General features: G+C 59.8%; 13 protein-coding genes and 3 pseudogenes. 8 read left to right on the top strand and 8 right to left on the bottom strand.

All coding sequences use genetic code 11. From position 1 onward, the window contains the following. Positions 1 to 186: 186 nt before the first annotated feature. Positions 187 to 552, top strand: a pseudogene (locus ACYZT7_RS18090) (dimethylsulfone monooxygenase SfnG); the annotation flags it as partial. Positions 553 to 670: 118 nt separating this feature from the next. Here the strand turns inward: ACYZT7_RS18090 and ACYZT7_RS18085 are convergent. Together ACYZT7_RS18085 and ACYZT7_RS18080 are read right to left on the bottom strand one after the other, a co-directional pair. After that, a complete protein-coding gene (locus ACYZT7_RS18085; RefSeq protein WP_462037629.1) occupies positions 671 to 1147 on the bottom strand; it encodes a nuclear transport factor 2 family protein in 477 nt (158 codons plus the stop codon). A gap of 56 nt (positions 1148 to 1203) precedes the next feature. Beyond that, positions 1204 to 1767 carry a TetR/AcrR family transcriptional regulator gene (locus ACYZT7_RS18080; protein ID WP_462037628.1) on the bottom strand — a complete coding sequence of 188 codons (564 nt, stop codon included), beginning with the start codon at positions 1765 to 1767 and terminating at the stop codon, positions 1204 to 1206. A gap of 216 nt (positions 1768 to 1983) precedes the next feature. Between ACYZT7_RS18080 and pssA the strand changes: the two genes are divergently transcribed. From pssA to ACYZT7_RS18045, 7 genes are all read left to right on the top strand, one after another. Further along, positions 1984 to 3327: a CDP-diacylglycerol--serine O-phosphatidyltransferase gene (gene pssA, locus ACYZT7_RS18075; protein WP_462037627.1), complete on the top strand. Its 1344-nt coding sequence runs from the start codon at positions 1984 to 1986 to the stop codon at positions 3325 to 3327. A 154-nt stretch (positions 3328 to 3481) separates the two neighbouring features. Continuing rightward, the gene (locus tag ACYZT7_RS18070) at positions 3482 to 4498 is read left to right on the top strand and encodes an AraC family transcriptional regulator (protein ID WP_462037626.1); all 1017 of its coding nucleotides are present in this window, start codon (positions 3482 to 3484) and stop codon (positions 4496 to 4498) included. A 151-nt stretch (positions 4499 to 4649) separates the two neighbouring features. Continuing rightward, complete coding sequence (locus tag ACYZT7_RS18065; protein WP_462037625.1) at positions 4650 to 6314, top strand: AMP-binding protein; 1665 nt, start codon at positions 4650 to 4652, stop codon at positions 6312 to 6314. Positions 6315 to 6330: 16 nt separating this feature from the next. Beyond that, a complete protein-coding gene (locus ACYZT7_RS18060) occupies positions 6331 to 7092 on the top strand; it encodes an SDR family NAD(P)-dependent oxidoreductase (RefSeq protein WP_462037624.1) in 762 nt (253 codons plus the stop codon). Between the two features lie 12 nt (positions 7093 to 7104). After that, complete coding sequence (locus ACYZT7_RS18055) at positions 7105 to 8298, top strand: acetyl-CoA C-acyltransferase (protein WP_462037623.1); 1194 nt, start codon at positions 7105 to 7107, stop codon at positions 8296 to 8298. Positions 8299 to 8443: 145 nt separating this feature from the next. Continuing rightward, entirely contained in the window at positions 8444 to 9571 is a 1128-nt protein-coding gene (locus tag ACYZT7_RS18050; RefSeq protein WP_074876733.1) for an acyl-CoA dehydrogenase, read from the top strand. Between the two features lie 14 nt (positions 9572 to 9585). Beyond that, positions 9586 to 10359: an enoyl-CoA hydratase gene (locus ACYZT7_RS18045; RefSeq protein ID WP_030131385.1), complete on the top strand. Its 774-nt coding sequence runs from the start codon at positions 9586 to 9588 to the stop codon at positions 10357 to 10359. Between the two features lie 109 nt (positions 10360 to 10468). Here ACYZT7_RS18045 and ACYZT7_RS18040 read toward each other — a convergent pair whose 3' ends face one another. The 6 genes and pseudogenes from ACYZT7_RS18040 to ACYZT7_RS18015 form a co-directional block, all read right to left on the bottom strand. Beyond that, positions 10469 to 11620 (bottom strand): acyl-CoA dehydrogenase family protein, encoded by a 1152-nt coding sequence (locus ACYZT7_RS18040; RefSeq protein ID WP_462037622.1) that lies wholly within the window; start codon positions 11618 to 11620, stop codon positions 10469 to 10471. A 3-nt stretch (positions 11621 to 11623) separates the two neighbouring features. Further along, positions 11624 to 12730, bottom strand: a complete 1107-nt coding sequence (locus ACYZT7_RS18035) for an enoyl-CoA hydratase/isomerase family protein (RefSeq protein WP_462037621.1) — start codon at positions 12728 to 12730, stop codon at positions 11624 to 11626. Between the two features lie 134 nt (positions 12731 to 12864). Next, positions 12865 to 13575 carry an HPP family protein gene (locus ACYZT7_RS18030; RefSeq protein ID WP_462037620.1) on the bottom strand — a complete coding sequence of 237 codons (711 nt, stop codon included), beginning with the start codon at positions 13573 to 13575 and terminating at the stop codon, positions 12865 to 12867. 160 nt (positions 13576 to 13735) lie between these two features. After that, a pseudogene (locus ACYZT7_RS18025) lies at positions 13736 to 13942 on the bottom strand (MFS transporter); the annotation flags it as partial. After that, positions 13942 to 14786, bottom strand: a pseudogene (locus ACYZT7_RS18020) (ArnT family glycosyltransferase); the annotation flags it as partial. The pseudogenes ACYZT7_RS18025 and ACYZT7_RS18020, both read right to left, overlap by 1 nt. Beyond that, entirely contained in the window at positions 14759 to 16138 is a 1380-nt protein-coding gene (locus ACYZT7_RS18015) for a UDP-glucose dehydrogenase family protein (protein ID WP_462037619.1), read from the bottom strand. The pseudogene ACYZT7_RS18020 and the gene ACYZT7_RS18015, both read right to left, overlap by 28 nt. Positions 16139 to 16361 lie beyond the last annotated feature (223 nt).

Below are 16361 nucleotides of genomic sequence, written 5' to 3'. Positions count from 1 at the left end.
TCCATTCCGGGAACGCGCCGCAGGATTTACGCAGTGAAACCGGTCCTTAGCCGCGCCCAACTGTTGCTCCGCCAACAGTCCATCAGCAAGTCGCCCTGATCGCTCACAGCAAACCATCCATCGATCAACTGACTAACTGCCGGGTGGTGGTGAACATCGTCAGTGGCTGGTTCAAGGGTGAGTTCCACTGAAGCAGAAGCGCAAGCAGTGCTGGCGCAAATCATTGATCAGGCCGATCCGGAAGCGGTGAACGCTTTAGGTGATGCAGCCAAGCAGGCGGGCAGGGCGCCGCCTGAGGGGGAGGGGAACTGGGCCAAGTCGACGTTCGAGGATCTGGTGCAGTACAACGACGGCTTCAAGACCAACCTGATCGGTACGCCGCAGCAAATTGCCGAGCGGATCGTGGCGTTGAAAGCCGTGGGCGTGGACCTGGTGTTGGCGGGGTTTCTGCACTTTCAGGAAGAGGTGGAGTATTTCGGTCAGCGGGTATTGCCGTTGGTGCGTGAGCTGGAAGCTAAAGCAGATGTAACACCCCAAGCTGCAGTCGCCTGAACACCACAAAACCCTGTGGGAGCGAGCTTGCTCGCGATGACGGTTGAACATTCAACAAATTAAGTTGCCTGTTACACCGCCATCGCGAGCAAGCTCGCTCCCACATTTGGATCAGTGTTTACAGGCCCAGGTCGGACAGACTTGGATGGTCGTCAGGACGACGGCCCAGTGGCCAATGGAACTTGCGGTCGTTTTCCTTGATCGGCATGTCGTTGATGCAGGCAAACCGATTGGCCATCAAACCGTTCTCGTCGAATTCCCAGTTTTCGTTGCCGTAGGAACGGAACCAGTTGCCCGAGTCGTCGTGCCATTCATAGGCGTAGCGAACGGCGATGCGGTTGCCGGTAAAGGCCCAGAGTTCTTTGATCAGGCGGTAATCCAGCTCTTTTGCCCATTTGCGCGTCAGGAAACCTTTGGCTTCTTCGCGGTTATAGGCGAACTCGGCGCGGTTACGCCATTTCGTGTCCAGGGTGTAGGCCAGCGACACGCGTTCCGGGTCGCGGGAGTTCCAGCCGTCTTCGGCCAGGCGTACTTTTTCGATGGCCGACTCACGGGTGAATGGCGGTAATGGCGGACGAACTTCGGTGTTAGACATTGAAAGTCTCCCTATAAAATTAAAGTTCAAACACGTTGTCGGGCTTGATTAAAGTGTTACAGGTCCAATAACTTTCGCGCCATGCATTGCGCATTATCGGCGGCACTGTGATCACCCATGACAAGCGCCACGGTAATGGCACCGTCGATCAGGATCAGCAGCTGTTTGGCCAGCGTCTCCGGGTCTGTTGCGCCATATTCAGTACAGAGCTCGCGCACGTAGTCGAGCAGCTTCTGTTTGTGGTCTTTGGCGACCAGGCGAACCGGGTCTTGCGGGTCACCGGTTTCGCCGCTGGTGTTAATGAATGCACAGCCACGAAAGCCTTCGGAAGCGAACCAGGCCTTGAGCACGGTAAACAGGTTGAGCAGCCGGTCGGCCGGGGTTTCAGCCTGGTCGACTGCGCTTCTGTACCAGTGCATCCAGCGCAGGTCTCGCCGTTGCAGGGCCGCGACGGTGAGCGCCTCCTTGTTGGCGAAGTAGCGGTAAATACTCTTTCTGGAGACGCCGGCGGTTTTCACCAGAAGGTCCATCCCGGTGGCCGCGATGCCACTTTTGTAGATCAACTTTTCGGTGACATCCAGAATGATGTCGCGAGTGTCGTTGCTGCTTATTTCGTTCATGTGGCGAACAGTAGAACGATCGTTCTCCTTGGTCAAGTGAATAGTGTTTACTCAGTGAAATTGCCTTCGCGGGCAAGCCTCGCTCCTACAGTTGATCGCATTCCCCTGTAGGAGCGAGGCTTGCCCGCGAAGAGGCCATTACAGACAGTAACAAGACCCAAACGGATCCATGGTGTAAGCTCTCGGGTTCTTCGGATTCGACCCATTGCGAGCCCTATGCCGTCGCTTTTCAAACGCCCTCTGCTGCCCAAACTGCGCAGTTTTCCGCTGACCGCCGATGCCGTCACTATCCTTTCTGGCGCTGCCGAGTTCCGCCGTTGCCTGCTGGAAAAGATCGCCAGTGCCGCCCAGCGCATCTATATCGTCGCGCTCTATCTGCAACAGGACGAAGCCGGCCAGGAAATTCTCGATGCCTTGCACGCGGCGAAGCTGGCGCGTCCTGAACTGGACGTGGTGGTGGTCGTTGACTGGCTGCGCGCCCAGCGCGGTTTGATCGGCGCCGGCAAGCAGCCGGGCAACTCGGCCTGGTATCAGGAAACCACCCGGACTCATGCCAGTGAAGTCCCGGTGTATGGCGTTCCCGTGCAGACCCGAGAGTTGTTTGGCGTGCTGCATTTGAAAGGCTTCGTGATCGATGACTGTGTGATCTACAGCGGCGCGAGTCTGAACAACGTCTATCTGCACAAGTTCGACAAATACCGCTACGACCGTTATCACCTGCTGCAGAACAGCGCCCTGGCCGATTCGATGCAGCACCTGATTCAGCACGGCCTGATCGCCTCCAAAGCGGTGCATCGTCTCGATTTACCGAACCTGCCAACCACTCGCAGCCTGCGCAACGACATCGGCGACTTGCGCAGCCGCCTCAAGCATGCGACGTACGACACCACCACGGGCACCACGGACAAGGGCGGTTTGTCGGTCAGCCCATTGCTCGGTGTCGGCAAGAACAATCCGCTCAGTCGAGTGATTTGCGAGTTGATCGCCAGCGCTCAACATCAACTGACCATCTGCACGCCGTACTTCAACCTGCCGCTGGCCGTGACCCGGGAAATCAACCGGGCACTGGCGCGGGGTGTGAAGATCGACATCGTTGTCGGCGACAAGACGGCCAACGATTTCTACATCCCGCCGAGCGAGCCGTTCAAGGTGATCTCGGCGCTGCCGTACCTTTACGAGATCAGCCTTCGGCGTTTCGCCAAGCGGCATCATCGCAGCGTCGACAGCGGCCAGTTGAACCTGCATCTGTGGCGTGACGGCGACAACACCTATCACCTCAAGGGCATGTGGATCGATCAGCGCTTCACCTTGCTGACCGGCAACAACCTCAACCCGCGGGCGTTTCGACTTGATCTGGAAAACGCCTTGCTGATCGATGATCCCAAAGGCGAGCTGCTGGAGCCGCGTCGTAAAGAGCTGGCGGAGATTTTCGAGAACACCCGTCGCATCGAGCGTTACCAGGACCTGGACACACTGCTGGAATACCCTCCGGGGGTGGCCAAGTTCCTCAAGCGCGTGAGTCGGGTGCGGATTGAGCGGTTGTTGTACCGGATTCTTTAAGGATTAAGGCAAAAGATCGCAGTCTATGGCAGCTCCAGTGGGATGACGTGCACCGTGGCAGGAGCTGCCGAAGGTTCGGGCCGCGTTCGGACGATCTTTTGATCTTGACGGGCTAATATTCCCACCACTCAAAGAACAGGGCTTGCCTCGGTCAATGTCGGAAAAAGACACCATCTCCATTCATCTGGTGCGTGAAGCGCTGTTGCAAAGCTGCGCCCCAGGAGCCGCTACCGCAGAGGTGTTGAACAAAGTCGGCATCGATCCGGCATTGCTCGAAAGCAGCGATGCACGCGTCCCGGCCACCGCTTATGCGCGTCTGTGGCGTTTGCTGGCACGTCGTGGAGACGATGAGTTTTTTGGCATGGACCCGCGCAAACTCAAATCCGGCAGCCTGGAGTTTCTCTGTCGCTGCTCCATGGTCCAGCCGAGCCTGGCCGCTGGGCTGACCTCGGGTTTGAGCTTTTTGTCGCTGATGCTCGAGCACACGCCCGCACAGTTGGTTCGTCAGCAAAGCCTGGCGGAAATCGTCCTGCTCGAAGACGACCAGGACCCACGCCGCGCCTTCACGTATTTCACTTACTGGATGATCGTCCACGGCGTCGCCTGCTGGCTGGCGGGGCGACGGATTCCGATCCTGGCCATCGAGTTGCGCTGTCCGGCACCGGACTTCTGCGATGACTACCAGGTGATGTTCTCCGAGAACCTGCGTTTTGACCGGCCGCGCACGCGGATGATTTTCTCCGCCGAGTGCCTGGATTTACCGATCAAGCGCAGCCCGGAAGAACTCAAGCGTTTCCTCGCCCATGCGCCGGCCAATATTCTGGTCAAGTACCGTGATCCGGAAAGCCTGGCCAGCCGGATCAAGCACGATTTGCGGCAACGGCCCGCCGAGCACTGGCCGGAAACCGAAGCGCTGGCGCAACAGCTGTGCATGTCGGCGTCGACGTTGCGGCGGCGGTTGGCGGAAGAAGGCCAGACTTACCAAGGGCTCAAGGACAGCGTGCGCAAGGAGTTGGCGATTGTTTGGCTGGCCGAGCCGGCCATCAGCTTCGCCGAGATCGCCACGCGTTTAGGGTTTGCCGACACCAGCTCGTTCTACAAGGCGTTTCGCAAGTGGTCGGGGTCAAATCCGGGGCATTACCGGAGTTTGATCCTCAACGAAGCGAGCTAGGCACTGATCATTGGCGCACCTCTCGAGTCTTGGCCAAACCAGTCACGCAACTTGATAGCTTTGACCATTGTCCCGCGCTCCGCGCAGAGCGAGTATTTCCCTGTTAATTACGGTTCCCCCAACCTAATAAAAATACAGAGGGATTCTGGCAATGCGCGATTATTTGTCTGCGACATCACAGTTCAATTATCAGCACACCGTCGACGCCGCACTCGCGGGCGATTTGACTGCCCTCAATGCCTGTGTCGAGTGTTGCGACCGGCATGCCTTGCCGGGGCGCATCGCGCTGTTCTGGGAAGGCCGCGATGGCGCCAGCGCGACCTACACCTTCAGCGACTTGCAGGACAAAGCCGCGCGTTTCGCCAATTTCCTGCTGGCCCAAGGCGTGAAAAAAGGCGACAAGGTTGCCGGTCTCCTGCCACGTAACATTGAATTGCTGATCACCGTATTCGCCACTTGGCGCATCGGCGCGGTCTACCAGCCGCTGTTCACGGCATTCGGCCCGAAAGCCATCGAACACCGCCTCAGCTCCTCTGGCGCCAAAGTGGTGGTCACCGACGCCGGCAATCGCTCCAAACTCTCTGAAGTCGCCGACTGCCCGACCATCGTCACTGTCGCCGGTCCCAAAGGCCAAGGCATCGTCCGCGGCGATTACAGCTTCTGGGCCGAACTGGCCAATTATTCTCCTGAGTGCGAACCGGTCCTGCTGACGGGCGAAGACCCGTTCCTGCTGATGTTCACGTCAGGCACCACCGGTCCGTCGAAAGCGCTGTCCGTACCGCTCAAGGCCGTCGTCGCCTTTCAGAGCTACACCCGTGACGCCGTGGACTTGCGCCCTGAAGACGCCTTCTGGAACGTCGCCGATCCGGGCTGGGCCTATGGCATCTATTTCGGTGTCACCGGGCCGATGGCCATGGGGCATCCGATCACCTTTTACGATGGCCCGTTCACCCTCGAAAGCACCTGCCGGGTGATCAACAAATACGGGATCACCAACCTCACCGGTTCGCCGACGGCCTATCGCCTGTTGATCGCCGGTGGCGACGAATTCGCCCGCTCGATCAAGGGCAAGCTGCGCATCGTCAGCAGCGCCGGCGAGCCGCTGAATCCGGAAGTGATTCGCTGGTTCGCCGACAACCTCGGCGTGGTCATACACGACCATTACGGCCAGACCGAACTGGGCATGGTCCTGTGCAATCACCATGGCCTGGAGCATCCGATCCACATGGGCGCCGCCGGTTTCGCCTCGCCGGGCCACCGCATCGTGGTGCTGGATGACGAGTACAAAGAACTCGGCGTCGGTCAGCCGGGCATTCTGGCCATCGATCGCACCCAATCGCCGATGTGCTGGTTCGCCGGTTACGAAGGCGCACCGACCAAGGCCTTCGTCGGCAACTATTACCTGAGCGGCGACACCGTCGAGTGGAACCCGGACGGCAGCATCAGCTTCGTCGGTCGCAGCGACGACGTGATCACCACCTCCGGTTACCGGGTCGGTCCGTTCGACGTGGAAAGCGCGTTGATCGAACACCCGGCCGTGGTCGAAGCGGCCGTGGTCGGCAAGCCCGATCCGGAGCGCACCGAGCTGGTCAAAGCCTTTGTAGTGCTCAGCGCGCAATACCGCGCCGCGCCGGAACTGGCCGAAGAACTGCGCCAACACGTGCGCAAACGACTGGCCGCGCACTCGTACCCCCGTGAAATCGAATTTGTCAGCGAGTTGCCGAAAACCCCTAGCGGCAAATTGCAGCGCTTTATCTTGCGCAACCAGGAAATCGCAAAGGCTCAAGAGGCCGCCGCGAAGAACGTTTCAGCTTGAATCCAAGGAAACAATGATGCAGATCGAAAACAAGGTTTTTCTCGTCACCGGCGGTGCGTCCGGCCTCGGTGCTGCCACCGCTGAAATGCTGGTCGCGGCCGGCGCCAAAGTGATGCTGGTGGACATGAACGCCGAGGCCGTTGCGGCCCAGGCTGAACTTCTCGGCGCACAAAGCGTGGTGGCCGATATCAGCAACGAAGCCGCGGCCGAAGCTGCTGTGCAGGCGACGGTCAAAGCTTTCGGTGGCCTGAATGGTCTGGTCAACTGCGCCGGTATTGTGCGCGGTGAGAAGATCCTCGGCAAGAACGGCCCACACGTGTTGGCCAATTTCAGCCAGGTGATCGACGTCAACCTGATCGGCAGTTTCAACATGCTGCGTCTGGCCGCTGCGGCGATTGCGCAAACCGAAGCAGATGCCGACGGCGAGCGCGGCGTGATCATCAACACCGCCTCGGCCGCAGCCTATGACGGCCAGATCGGCCAGGCCGCGTATGCCGCGTCCAAAGGCGCGATCGTCAGCCTGACCTTGCCCGCCGCCCGTGAACTGGCGCGCTTCGGCATCCGCGTGATGACCATCGCCCCGGGCATTTTCGAAACCCCGATGATGGCCGGCATGACCCCGGAAGTCCGCGCGTCCCTGGCGGCTGGCGTGCCGTTTCCGCCACGTTTGGGCAAACCGAGCGAGTATGCCGGGCTGGTCAGGCATATCATTGAAAACAGCATGCTCAATGGCGAGGTGATCCGTCTCGACGGCGCCTTGCGCATGGCCGCCAAGTAAGGAGGATTTGTCATGACTATTTCCAACGATCCCATTGTTATCGTCAGCGCCGTCCGCACCCCGATGGGCGGTTTCCAGGGCGAATTGAAAAGCCTGACCGCACCGCAACTCGGTGCTGCGGCGATTCGCGCCGCTGTTGAACGCGCCGGTGTGGCGCCAGACTCGGTTGAAGAAGTGCTGTTCGGTTGCGTACTGTCCGCAGGTCTCGGCCAGGCCCCGGCACGCCAAGCCGCATTGGGCGCCGGGCTGGATAAATCGACCCGCTGCACCACCCTGAACAAAATGTGCGGTTCGGGCATGGAAGCGGCCATTCTGGCACACGACATGCTGGTGGCCGGCAGCGCCGACGTGGTTATCGCCGGCGGTATGGAAAGCATGTCCAACGCGCCCTATCTGCTGGACCGCGCCCGCAGCGGTTACCGCATGGGCCACGGTCGTGTGCTTGATCACATGTTCCTCGACGGCCTGGAAGACGCTTACGACAAAGGTCGCCTGATGGGCACCTATGCCGAGGATTGCGCTGAAACCAACGGTTTCACCCGTGAAGCCCAGGACGCTTTTGCCATTGCCTCGACCACCCGCGCGCAGCAGGCGATCAAGGACGGCAGCTTCAAAGACGAGATCGTGCCGCTCACCGTGACCGTCGGTAAAGAGCAGGTGCTGATCAGCAACGACGAACAACCACCGAAAGCCAAACTGGATAAGATCGCTTCCTTGAAACCAGCGTTCCGCGACGGCGGCACAGTGACGGCGGCGAACTCCAGCTCGATCTCCGATGGCGCCGCCGCACTGGTGTTGATGCGCCGTTCCGAAGCTGAAAAGCGCGGCCTGAAACCACTGGCAGTAATTCACGGTCACGCCGCGTTTGCCGACACCCCGGGCCTGTTCCCGGTGGCACCGGTGGGCGCGATCGAGAAGCTGATGAAGAAAACCGGCTGGTCACTGGACGAAGTCGATCTGGTCGAAGTCAACGAAGCCTTCGCCGTGGTCAGTCTGGTCACCATGACCAAACTGGAAATCCCCCACGAGAAGATCAACGTTCACGGCGGCGCTTGCGCCCTCGGTCACCCGATCGGTGCGTCTGGCGCGCGGATCCTCGTGACCTTGCTCTCGGCCCTGCGCCAGAAAAACCTGAAACGCGGCGTCGCAGCGATCTGCATCGGCGGCGGTGAAGCCACGGCCATGGCCGTGGAATGCCTGTATTGAAACTGATGCAAGTCCATGTGGGAGCGAGCTTGCTCGCGATAGCGGTGTATCAGTTGATAGAAATGTTGAATGTGAGTCCGCCATCGCGAGCAAGCTCGCTCCCACAGGGTTTTTCGCATTCACGCTCAATTTTTAAGGATTTGGCATGATTCCCAATGACGAACAACTTCAGATCAGCGACGCGGCCCGGCAATTTGCCCAGGAACGGCTGAAACCGTTCGCCGCCGAGTGGGACCGCGAGCATCGCTTCCCCAAGGAAGCCATCGGCGAGATGGCCGAACTGGGCTTCTTCGGCATGTTGGTGCCGGAAGAGTGGGGCGGTTGCGACACCGGTTACCTGGCCTATGCCATGGCCCTGGAAGAAATTGCGGCCGGCGACGGCGCCTGCTCGACCATCATGAGCGTGCACAACTCGGTGGGTTGCGTACCGATCCTCAAGTACGGCAACGACGACCAGAAAGAACGCTTCCTCAAACCGCTGGCCAGCGGCTCTATGCTGGGGGCCTTTGCCCTGACCGAACCGCAGGCCGGCTCGGATGCCAGCGGCCTGAAAACCCGTGCCCGTCTGGAAGGCGATCATTACGTGTTGAACGGCTGCAAACAGTTCATCACGTCCGGGCAGAACGCCGGGGTGGTGATCGTGTTCGCCGTGACTGACCCGAGTGCCGGCAAGCGTGGCATCACGGCGCTGATCGTGCCGACCGATTCGCCGGGCTACAAAGTCGCACGGGTCGAAGACAAGCTCGGCCAGCACGCCTCCGATACTTGCCAGATTCTGTTTGAGGACGTGAAGGTGCCGGTGGCCAACCGCTTGGGCGAGGAGGGCGAAGGTTATCGAATCGCCCTGGCCAACCTCGAAGGCGGGCGTGTCGGCATCGCTTCGCAATCGGTGGGCATGGCCCGCGCAGCGTTCGAAGCGGCCCGCGATTACGCCCGCGAGCGTGAAAGCTTTGGCAAGCCAATCATCGAGCATCAAGCGGTCGCGTTCCGCCTGGCGGACATGGCAACCCAAATCGCCGTCGCCCGGCAAATGGTGCATTACGCGGCGGCGCTGCGTGACAGCGGTAAACCGGCACTGGTCGAAGCCTCCATGGCCAAGCTGTTTGCCTCGGAAATGGCCGAGAAAGTCTGTTCCTCGGCGTTGCAAACCCTCGGCGGTTACGGTTACTTGAACGATTTCCCGCTGGAGCGGATCTACCGCGACGTGCGGGTCTGCCAGATCTACGAAGGCACCAGCGATATTCAGCGCATGGTTATCTCGCGCAATCTTTGAGAAGGAAGCTACTTGTGAACTACGAAACGATTTTGTTGGAAACCCACGGCCGTGTAGGCCTGATTACCCTGAACCGTCCGCAAGCCTTGAACGCGTTGAACGCGCAGATCGTCAGCGAGCTGAACCACGCCCTTGATGGCCTCGAAGCCGATTCGAACATTGGCTGCATCGTGCTGACCGGCTCGAAAAAAGCCTTCGCCGCCGGCGCCGACATCAAGGAAATGGCCGAGCTGACTTACCCGCAGATCTACCTCGACGACCTGTTCAGCGACAGCGATCGCGTGGCCAACCGCCGCAAGCCAATCATTGCCGCCGTCAACGGTTTTGCCTTGGGCGGGGGTTGTGAACTGGCGCTGATGTGCGACTTCATCCTGGCCGGCGACAACGCCAAGTTCGGTCAACCGGAAATCAACCTCGGCGTACTGCCGGGCATGGGCGGCACCCAGCGCCTGACCCGCGCCGTGGGCAAGGCCAAGGCCATGGAAATGTGCCTCAGCGGCCGACTGATCGATGCGGTTGAAGCGGAGCGTTGCGGGATTGTCGCGCGGATTGTTCCGGCGGATGAGCTGCTGGAAGAAGCGTTGAAAGTCGCGGCGCTGATTGCCAAGAAGTCGTTGCCGATTGCAATGATGATCAAGGAAAGCGTCAACCGCGCGTTTGAAGTGAGCCTGTCGGAAGGTGTGCGCTTTGAGCGTCGAGTGTTCCATGCGGCGTTTGCTACGCAGGATCAGAAGGAAGGGATGGCGGCGTTTATTGCCAAGCGTGAAGCCGAGTTCCAAGGGAAGTAATGCGGCGTTTTCAGTGACGGCATCGCGAGCAAGCTCGCTCCCACAGTAGATCTCCAGCGTTGAGGAGATCTCTTGTGGGAGCGAGCTTGCTCGCGATGCTTTTAGGGCATCACACCAGGTAGTTCTTGAGTTCCCGGGCAATCACCATCCGCTGTATCTCGCTAGACCCTTCATAAATTTGCGTAATCCGCGCATCCCGGTAGTAACGCTCCACCGGGTAATCCTCCAGATAGCCATACCCGCCATGAATCTGCATCGCCGACGAACACACTTTCTCGGCCATCTCGGATGCGAACAACTTCGCCTGTGAAGCCTCCGACAGACACGGCTTACCGGCACTGCGCAAACGCGCGGCATGCAGGATCAACAGTCGTGCAGCATTCAATCGGGTGTGCATGTCGGCCAGCATGTTGGCGATACTCTGGTGCTCGATGATCGGCTTGTCGAACTGCACCCGATCCCGCGAGTACGCCAGCGCTGCTTCAAATGCCGCGCGAGCAATGCCCAACGCTTGTGCCGCAATGCCGATGCGGCCGCCTTCAAGGTTTGACAGGGCAATCGCCAGTCCCTTGCCGCGCTCACCCAACAGGTTGGCTTCGGGAATCGTGCAGTTGCTCAGGGTTACCGCGCAGGTGTCGGAGGCGCGGATGCCCATTTTGTGTTCGGTGCGATCAACGATGAAACCCACGGTATCGGTCGGCACCAGGAACGCCGAGATCCCGCGCTTGCCCAAGTCCGGATCGGTCACCGCGAACACGATGGCCAGCTTCGCCCGTTTGCCGTTACTGACGAATTGTTTGGCGCCATTGATGACCCACTGGCCGTCGCGCAGTTCGGCGCGGGTGCGCAGGTTGTGGGCTTCGGAACCGGCCTGGGGTTCGGTCAGGCAGAAGCAGCCGATGGTCTGACCGCTGGCCAGATCCGGCAGCCAGGTCTGTTTCTGTTCTTCAGTGCCGTAGTTGAGGACCGGACCGCAGCCCACGGAGTTGTGAATGCTCATCAGCGCGCCAGTGGCGCCATCGCCGGCAGAAATCTCTTCCACCGCCAGGGCGTAGGCGACGTAGTCGACATAGGTGCCGCCCCATTCCTCGGGCACCACCATGCCCAGCAGCCCCAGCTCACCCATCTTCGCCACCAGACCATCATCGATCCAGCCGGCTTTTTCCCAGGCCTGGGCGTGGGGCGCGATTTCGCCGCGGGCAAAGTCCCGGGCCATGTCGCGGATCATGACTTGTTCTTCGCTCAATTCGATATCGTGCATGGCTCAGCTCCCGCTCTGCTCAAAACCCGTGAAAAAACTCGCGACGTGCTCGGCGTCCAGCGCCTGCAAGGTCGGCGGGTTCCAGCGCGGGCTCTTGTCTTTATCGATCAGCAAGGCGCGCACGCCTTCGATCAGGTCGCCGCGCTCGAACCACTGACGGTCCAGGTGCAGCTCCAGGGCGAAGCAGTCTTCGAGACTCAAGCGCCGACCACGACGGAGCATTTCCAGGGTCACGCCCATGGCCAGCGGTGAACGGCTTTCCAGCAGGTCGGCGGTGGTCGTGGCCCACTCGTGACTGTCGGCGACCGTTACTTCACGCAGTTGCTCAACAATACTCGGCACATCGGGCAGGGCGAAGAAGTGATCGATGGCCGGGCGTAGCTTGCTCAGTGGCGCATCGGGTAATTGCTGCACGGCAAGTTTTGCCAGCAGACCTTGCAAGTCCTTCAGCGGTGTCTCATGCCATTCGAGCTGATCGAGTCGCTCGTCCAGGGTGCCCAGCTTGTCGCTTTCGAGGTACCAGTCGGCCAGGCCGCAATAGAGCGCATCGGCCGCGCGAATCTGCACGCCGCTGACACCGAGGTAAATACCCAGTTCACCGGGAACCCGCGGCAGGAAATGGCTGCCACCGACATCCGGGAAATAACCGATCGCCACTTCCGGCATCGCCAGACGGCTTTTCTCGGTGACCACTCGCAAGTCGGCGCCTTGCACCAGGCCCATGCCGCCGCCCAGGACAAAACCGTCCATCAAGGCGAGCACCGGTTTGCGGTAATGGTGAATCGCGAGGTCGAGGGCGTATTCCTCGACGAAGAAATCTTCGTGCAGCGTGTCGCCGTTTTTGAAACTGTCATACAGCGAACGGATGTCGCCGCCGGCACAGAAAGCCTTCTCGCCAGCGCCGCGCAAGACCACCGCGTGTACGTGCGGATCCAGCGCCCAGGCGTCGAGCTGACGCTGCAGATTGCGCACCATGTCCAGGGTAATGGCGTTGAGGCCGGCGGGGCGATTGAGGGTCAGGTGACCGATGTGGTTGCGAACCTCGGCCAGCACTTCGTTTTGCGTGGCATCCATGGACGAAGTCCCCTTCGATGAAACCTGAGCAGTCATCACTAACTCCCTGCTTTTATTGTTCTTTATAAAGAAGCTCGCGCGCGAGCGATGCTGGATCGTAACAGTGCAAATTTGTGATGTACAACCGGGATCCATGCAGGTTTGGTCTGCATTTTTGCCTTAAGCAATAACTACTGAACGCTTCGGGACAACACTTCGCCAATGCTGCGGCGTCTGGCCTGCAATTCGGTGGCATGAATCAGCTGTTCGAGGTCTTCCGGGGTCACGTCAATGAACGCTTCCATGTCCGCCAGCGCTCGTTTCAGGTCCTGGGCGGTGATGGCCTGGTTGTCTATCGGCGGATGGTCGGCCGGCACCATGGATACCGGTTCACTGGCGCGTTTCGGATAACGAATGCGCGTCAGGTTGTTGTAGGCCAGGGCGCTGAGCAGCAGGGTCGATGCGCCAAGCATCACCGGGCCGAGGGCATTCCAGTCCAGAGCAATTGTTGCCGGGTCTGCCAACACCAACAGCAGCGCCAAGGCCCCGGCCGGTGGATGCAGGCAACGCAGCCAGCACATCAGAATCAGCGCCATGCCGGCCGCCAGGCAAGCGCCGCCAAGGGTTCGTCCGAGCACGTGAGCGACCAGCAGCGAAACCACCCCGGCGCTGAGGTAGCCGCCAAGAATCGACCAGGGCTGGGCGAGGGCGCCGGAGGATACGGCGAACAGCAACACGGCCGATGCGCCCAGCGGACCGATCAGATGCTGCGCCACTTGCATGCCAAACACCTGGCTACAGAGCCAGACGCTGAACATCGTGCCCAGGGACATGCCAATGGCAGCACGGTTCCATTCAGAGGGCCGAGTATTGATGGCGGCGGGTAACCAGCGAGAGAACATGAGGCAGACAATCCGTTGGCAAAAATCTATGCAAAAAAAAGGCTTAGCTGGGATACCCAGAAAGCCCTTGAAGTAGTTCCAACTATTGGGGGAGGAACGAGGCACAGTGTGCCGTTGATTCCTGATGCTTACAAATTCATATTAATGAAGTTTCAGTGCATTAATTTTGATGTAATACCACTCGACGACCGCTCATGAAACACAGGAAACCACCCATGGCGGTCAGCGCGCTCAGGGCATAGAACATGGTTGGCGCGGGGGTGTGCATCAGCAGGAAACCGCAAATCACCGGGCTCAGGGCACCGCCGAGGGCAGCGAGGTTTTGCGCGCCGTAATAGCTACCGCGCAGTTCTTCCGGGGCCAGAGATAGGCGAGCGCATAGTTGCCCATCGAACTGGTGAAGTAATACAGCGAGCCGCTGACACCTTCACTGCCGTCCATTCGCCCCATGAATTGCATGCGCACCACTTCGTGCATGAAGTCCGGGCCGCCGCTGCATTCGGCCAGCCACAACAATGCGCCGATGCATACCGTCAAGAGTACCGCTGCCGTCAGGCCGAAGCCGAAGCCGAAGCCGAACAAGCGTTGCCATTGACGATTGAGCAAAAAGTAGCTGCACAACATGCCAGTGGGAATCACCAGCCCGATCGGCCCGCGAATCCCGAAACCCAGTATCAGCAAGGCAAAGATCAGGACCCACCGGCGCTTTGCCGCAAAATGATCGGCGGCATAGCCCAGGTAGAATACTGAAAACGCCACCGCTGCGAGCATCAGGTCGAGAGACACCGCACGGGTTTCAGTGACAAAGGTGTTGGTCAGCAGCATCAGGGCGATGCTCAGCAACGCCATCGCTGGGAGTAGGGCGCCAGCAGCCGGTGCATCAACGTGACGATTACCGCCCCGGCGATAGCGCTCGGCAACCAGGCACTCAGGCTGTTGACCTGCCCGAACGGCAGCGACAGCAGCCAGATGAACAGTGTCGAAAGTGCCGAATAGTCGGCATAAGGCTGGCCATAGGTGGTCGGAAAAAATGACGGCCCGTGGCGCAACATTTCCTGAGCGAACAGCACGAAGCGCGAATCGAAACCGATCACCGACTGCTGATACACCCCGGCGCTGAACAACAGCAGCGCCGACAGCCCTAGCCCCAGGGACTGTCGGCGGATATCGGCTGACATCGCAATCAAGCGACGACCGAAGCCACTGGCCATTGCAGATGCGGGATCGGCAGATTGCGCGATTCACCGCGGCCCATCGGGAAGTACATGAACCCGGCGCGAGCCAGGCGATCGGCGTCGTACAGGTTGCGTCCGTCGAAGATCACGGAGGCGTTGAGCCGCTGCTGGATCAGGCTGAAATCGGGTGCCTTGAACTGTTGCCATTCAGTGCAGATGATCAACGCATCGGCGCCGGACAATACCGATTCCGGCGTGCCCATAAGCATCAACCGGGATTCATCGGGATACAGCAGCTGGGTTTCCTGCATGGCTTCCGGGTCGAACGCGCGGACATTGGCCCCGGCGGCCCACAGCGATTCCAGCAACACCCGGCTCGGTGCATCGCGCATGTCGTCGGTGTTCGGTTTGAACGCCAGGCCCCACACGGCAAAGGTTCTGCCGCGCAAATCGCCCTTGTAGAACGCGTTGATCCGCTCGAACAGCTTATGCTTCTGACGCTGGTTGATCGCTTCCACCGCTTGCAGCAGATCGCTGGAGCAATGAGCCTCTTCGGCGCTGTGGATCAGCGCGCGCATGTCCTTGGGAAAGCACGAACCGCCATAACCGCAACCGGGGTAGATGAAGTGGTAGCCAATGCGCGAATCGGCGCCGATGCCCAGGCGCACCGATTCGATGTCGGCGCCCAGGTGTTCGGCCAGTTCGGCGATCTGGTTGATGAAGCTGATCTTGGTCGCCAGCATGCAGTTGGCGGCGTACTTGGTCAGCTCGGCGCTGCGCAGGTCCATGAACATGATCCGGTCATGGTTGCGGTTGAATGGCGCGTAAAGGTCGCGCATGACGTCACGTACATCTTCGCGTTCGCAGCCGATGATGATCCGGTCCGGGCGCCGGCAATCGGCCACGGCCGAGCCTTCTTTCAAAAATTCCGGGTTGGAGACGATCTCGAACTGCAGCAACCGGCCGACCTTGATCAGGCACTTGTCGATGTGCGCGCGCAAGGTGTCACCCGTGCCCACCGGCACCGTGGATTTCTCCACCAGAATCACCGGTTGTTCACGATGACGCGCCACGGCTTCACCCACCGACAGCACATACCGCAGATCCGCCGAACCATCCTCCCGGGACGGCGTACCGACCGCGATAAACACCACCTGGCCATGCTGCACCGCGAGCTTTTCGTCGGTGGTGAACTGCAGCCGTTTGGCTTCCAGGCTTTCGCGTACCAGGCTGGCCAGCCCCGGTTCGAAAATGCTCACGTGGCCTTGTTGCAGCTGCTCGACTTTCTTCTCATCAATGTCCATGCAGACCACGTCGTGGCCGACTTCAGCCAGGACGGCCGCTTGCACCAGGCCAACGTAACCGCTACCAAATACACTGATTTTCATAGGGCACTCCTGAGTGCGGATCGACTTGCTGCCGTGCGCCATCAGAATAGGCAAGGCCATATTTCAATTCGCCTATCGTGTTGTATAACGTCACGTCCGGGCGTTTCAGGCGCCAGGCCCAACACCTGTGTTTATTCTGAAAGTCATACAGCCACTGTTCTGACTTCTGCCGCTCATCGAGTTTTTTAGTAGAAAGTCTTACAGAAGTGTTCCGCTTTATAGG

The sequence above is a fragment of the Pseudomonas sp. RT4P38 genome (genome assembly GCF_054897765.1).
This window is presented reverse-complemented; position numbering and strand designations above follow the sequence as displayed.

Excerpts from the sequence above, each read along its gene's own strand:
- ACYZT7_RS18055 (WP_462037623.1), top strand. The coding sequence starts at position 7,105 with ATGACTATTTCCAACGATCCCATTGTTATCGTCAGCGCCGTCCGCACC.
- pssA (WP_462037627.1), top strand. The coding sequence starts at position 1,984 with ATGCCGTCGCTTTTCAAACGCCCTCTGCTGCCCAAACTGCGCAGTTTT.
- ACYZT7_RS18080 (WP_462037628.1), bottom strand. The coding sequence starts at position 1,767 with ATGAACGAAATAAGCAGCAACGACACTCGCGACATCATTCTGGATGTC.
- ACYZT7_RS18030 (WP_462037620.1), bottom strand. The coding sequence starts at position 13,575 with ATGTTCTCTCGCTGGTTACCCGCCGCCATCAATACTCGGCCCTCTGAA.
- ACYZT7_RS18065 (WP_462037625.1), top strand. The coding sequence starts at position 4,650 with ATGCGCGATTATTTGTCTGCGACATCACAGTTCAATTATCAGCACACC.
- ACYZT7_RS18085 (WP_462037629.1), bottom strand. The coding sequence starts at position 1,147 with ATGTCTAACACCGAAGTTCGTCCGCCATTACCGCCATTCACCCGTGAG.
- ACYZT7_RS18040 (WP_462037622.1), bottom strand. The coding sequence starts at position 11,620 with ATGCACGATATCGAATTGAGCGAAGAACAAGTCATGATCCGCGACATG.
- ACYZT7_RS18035 (WP_462037621.1), bottom strand. The coding sequence starts at position 12,730 with ATGACTGCTCAGGTTTCATCGAAGGGGACTTCGTCCATGGATGCCACG.
- ACYZT7_RS18050 (WP_074876733.1), top strand. The coding sequence starts at position 8,444 with ATGATTCCCAATGACGAACAACTTCAGATCAGCGACGCGGCCCGGCAA.
- ACYZT7_RS18070 (WP_462037626.1), top strand. The coding sequence starts at position 3,482 with ATGTCGGAAAAAGACACCATCTCCATTCATCTGGTGCGTGAAGCGCTG.
- ACYZT7_RS18015 (WP_462037619.1), bottom strand. The coding sequence starts at position 16,138 with ATGAAAATCAGTGTATTTGGTAGCGGTTACGTTGGCCTGGTGCAAGCG.
- ACYZT7_RS18060 (WP_462037624.1), top strand. The coding sequence starts at position 6,331 with ATGCAGATCGAAAACAAGGTTTTTCTCGTCACCGGCGGTGCGTCCGGC.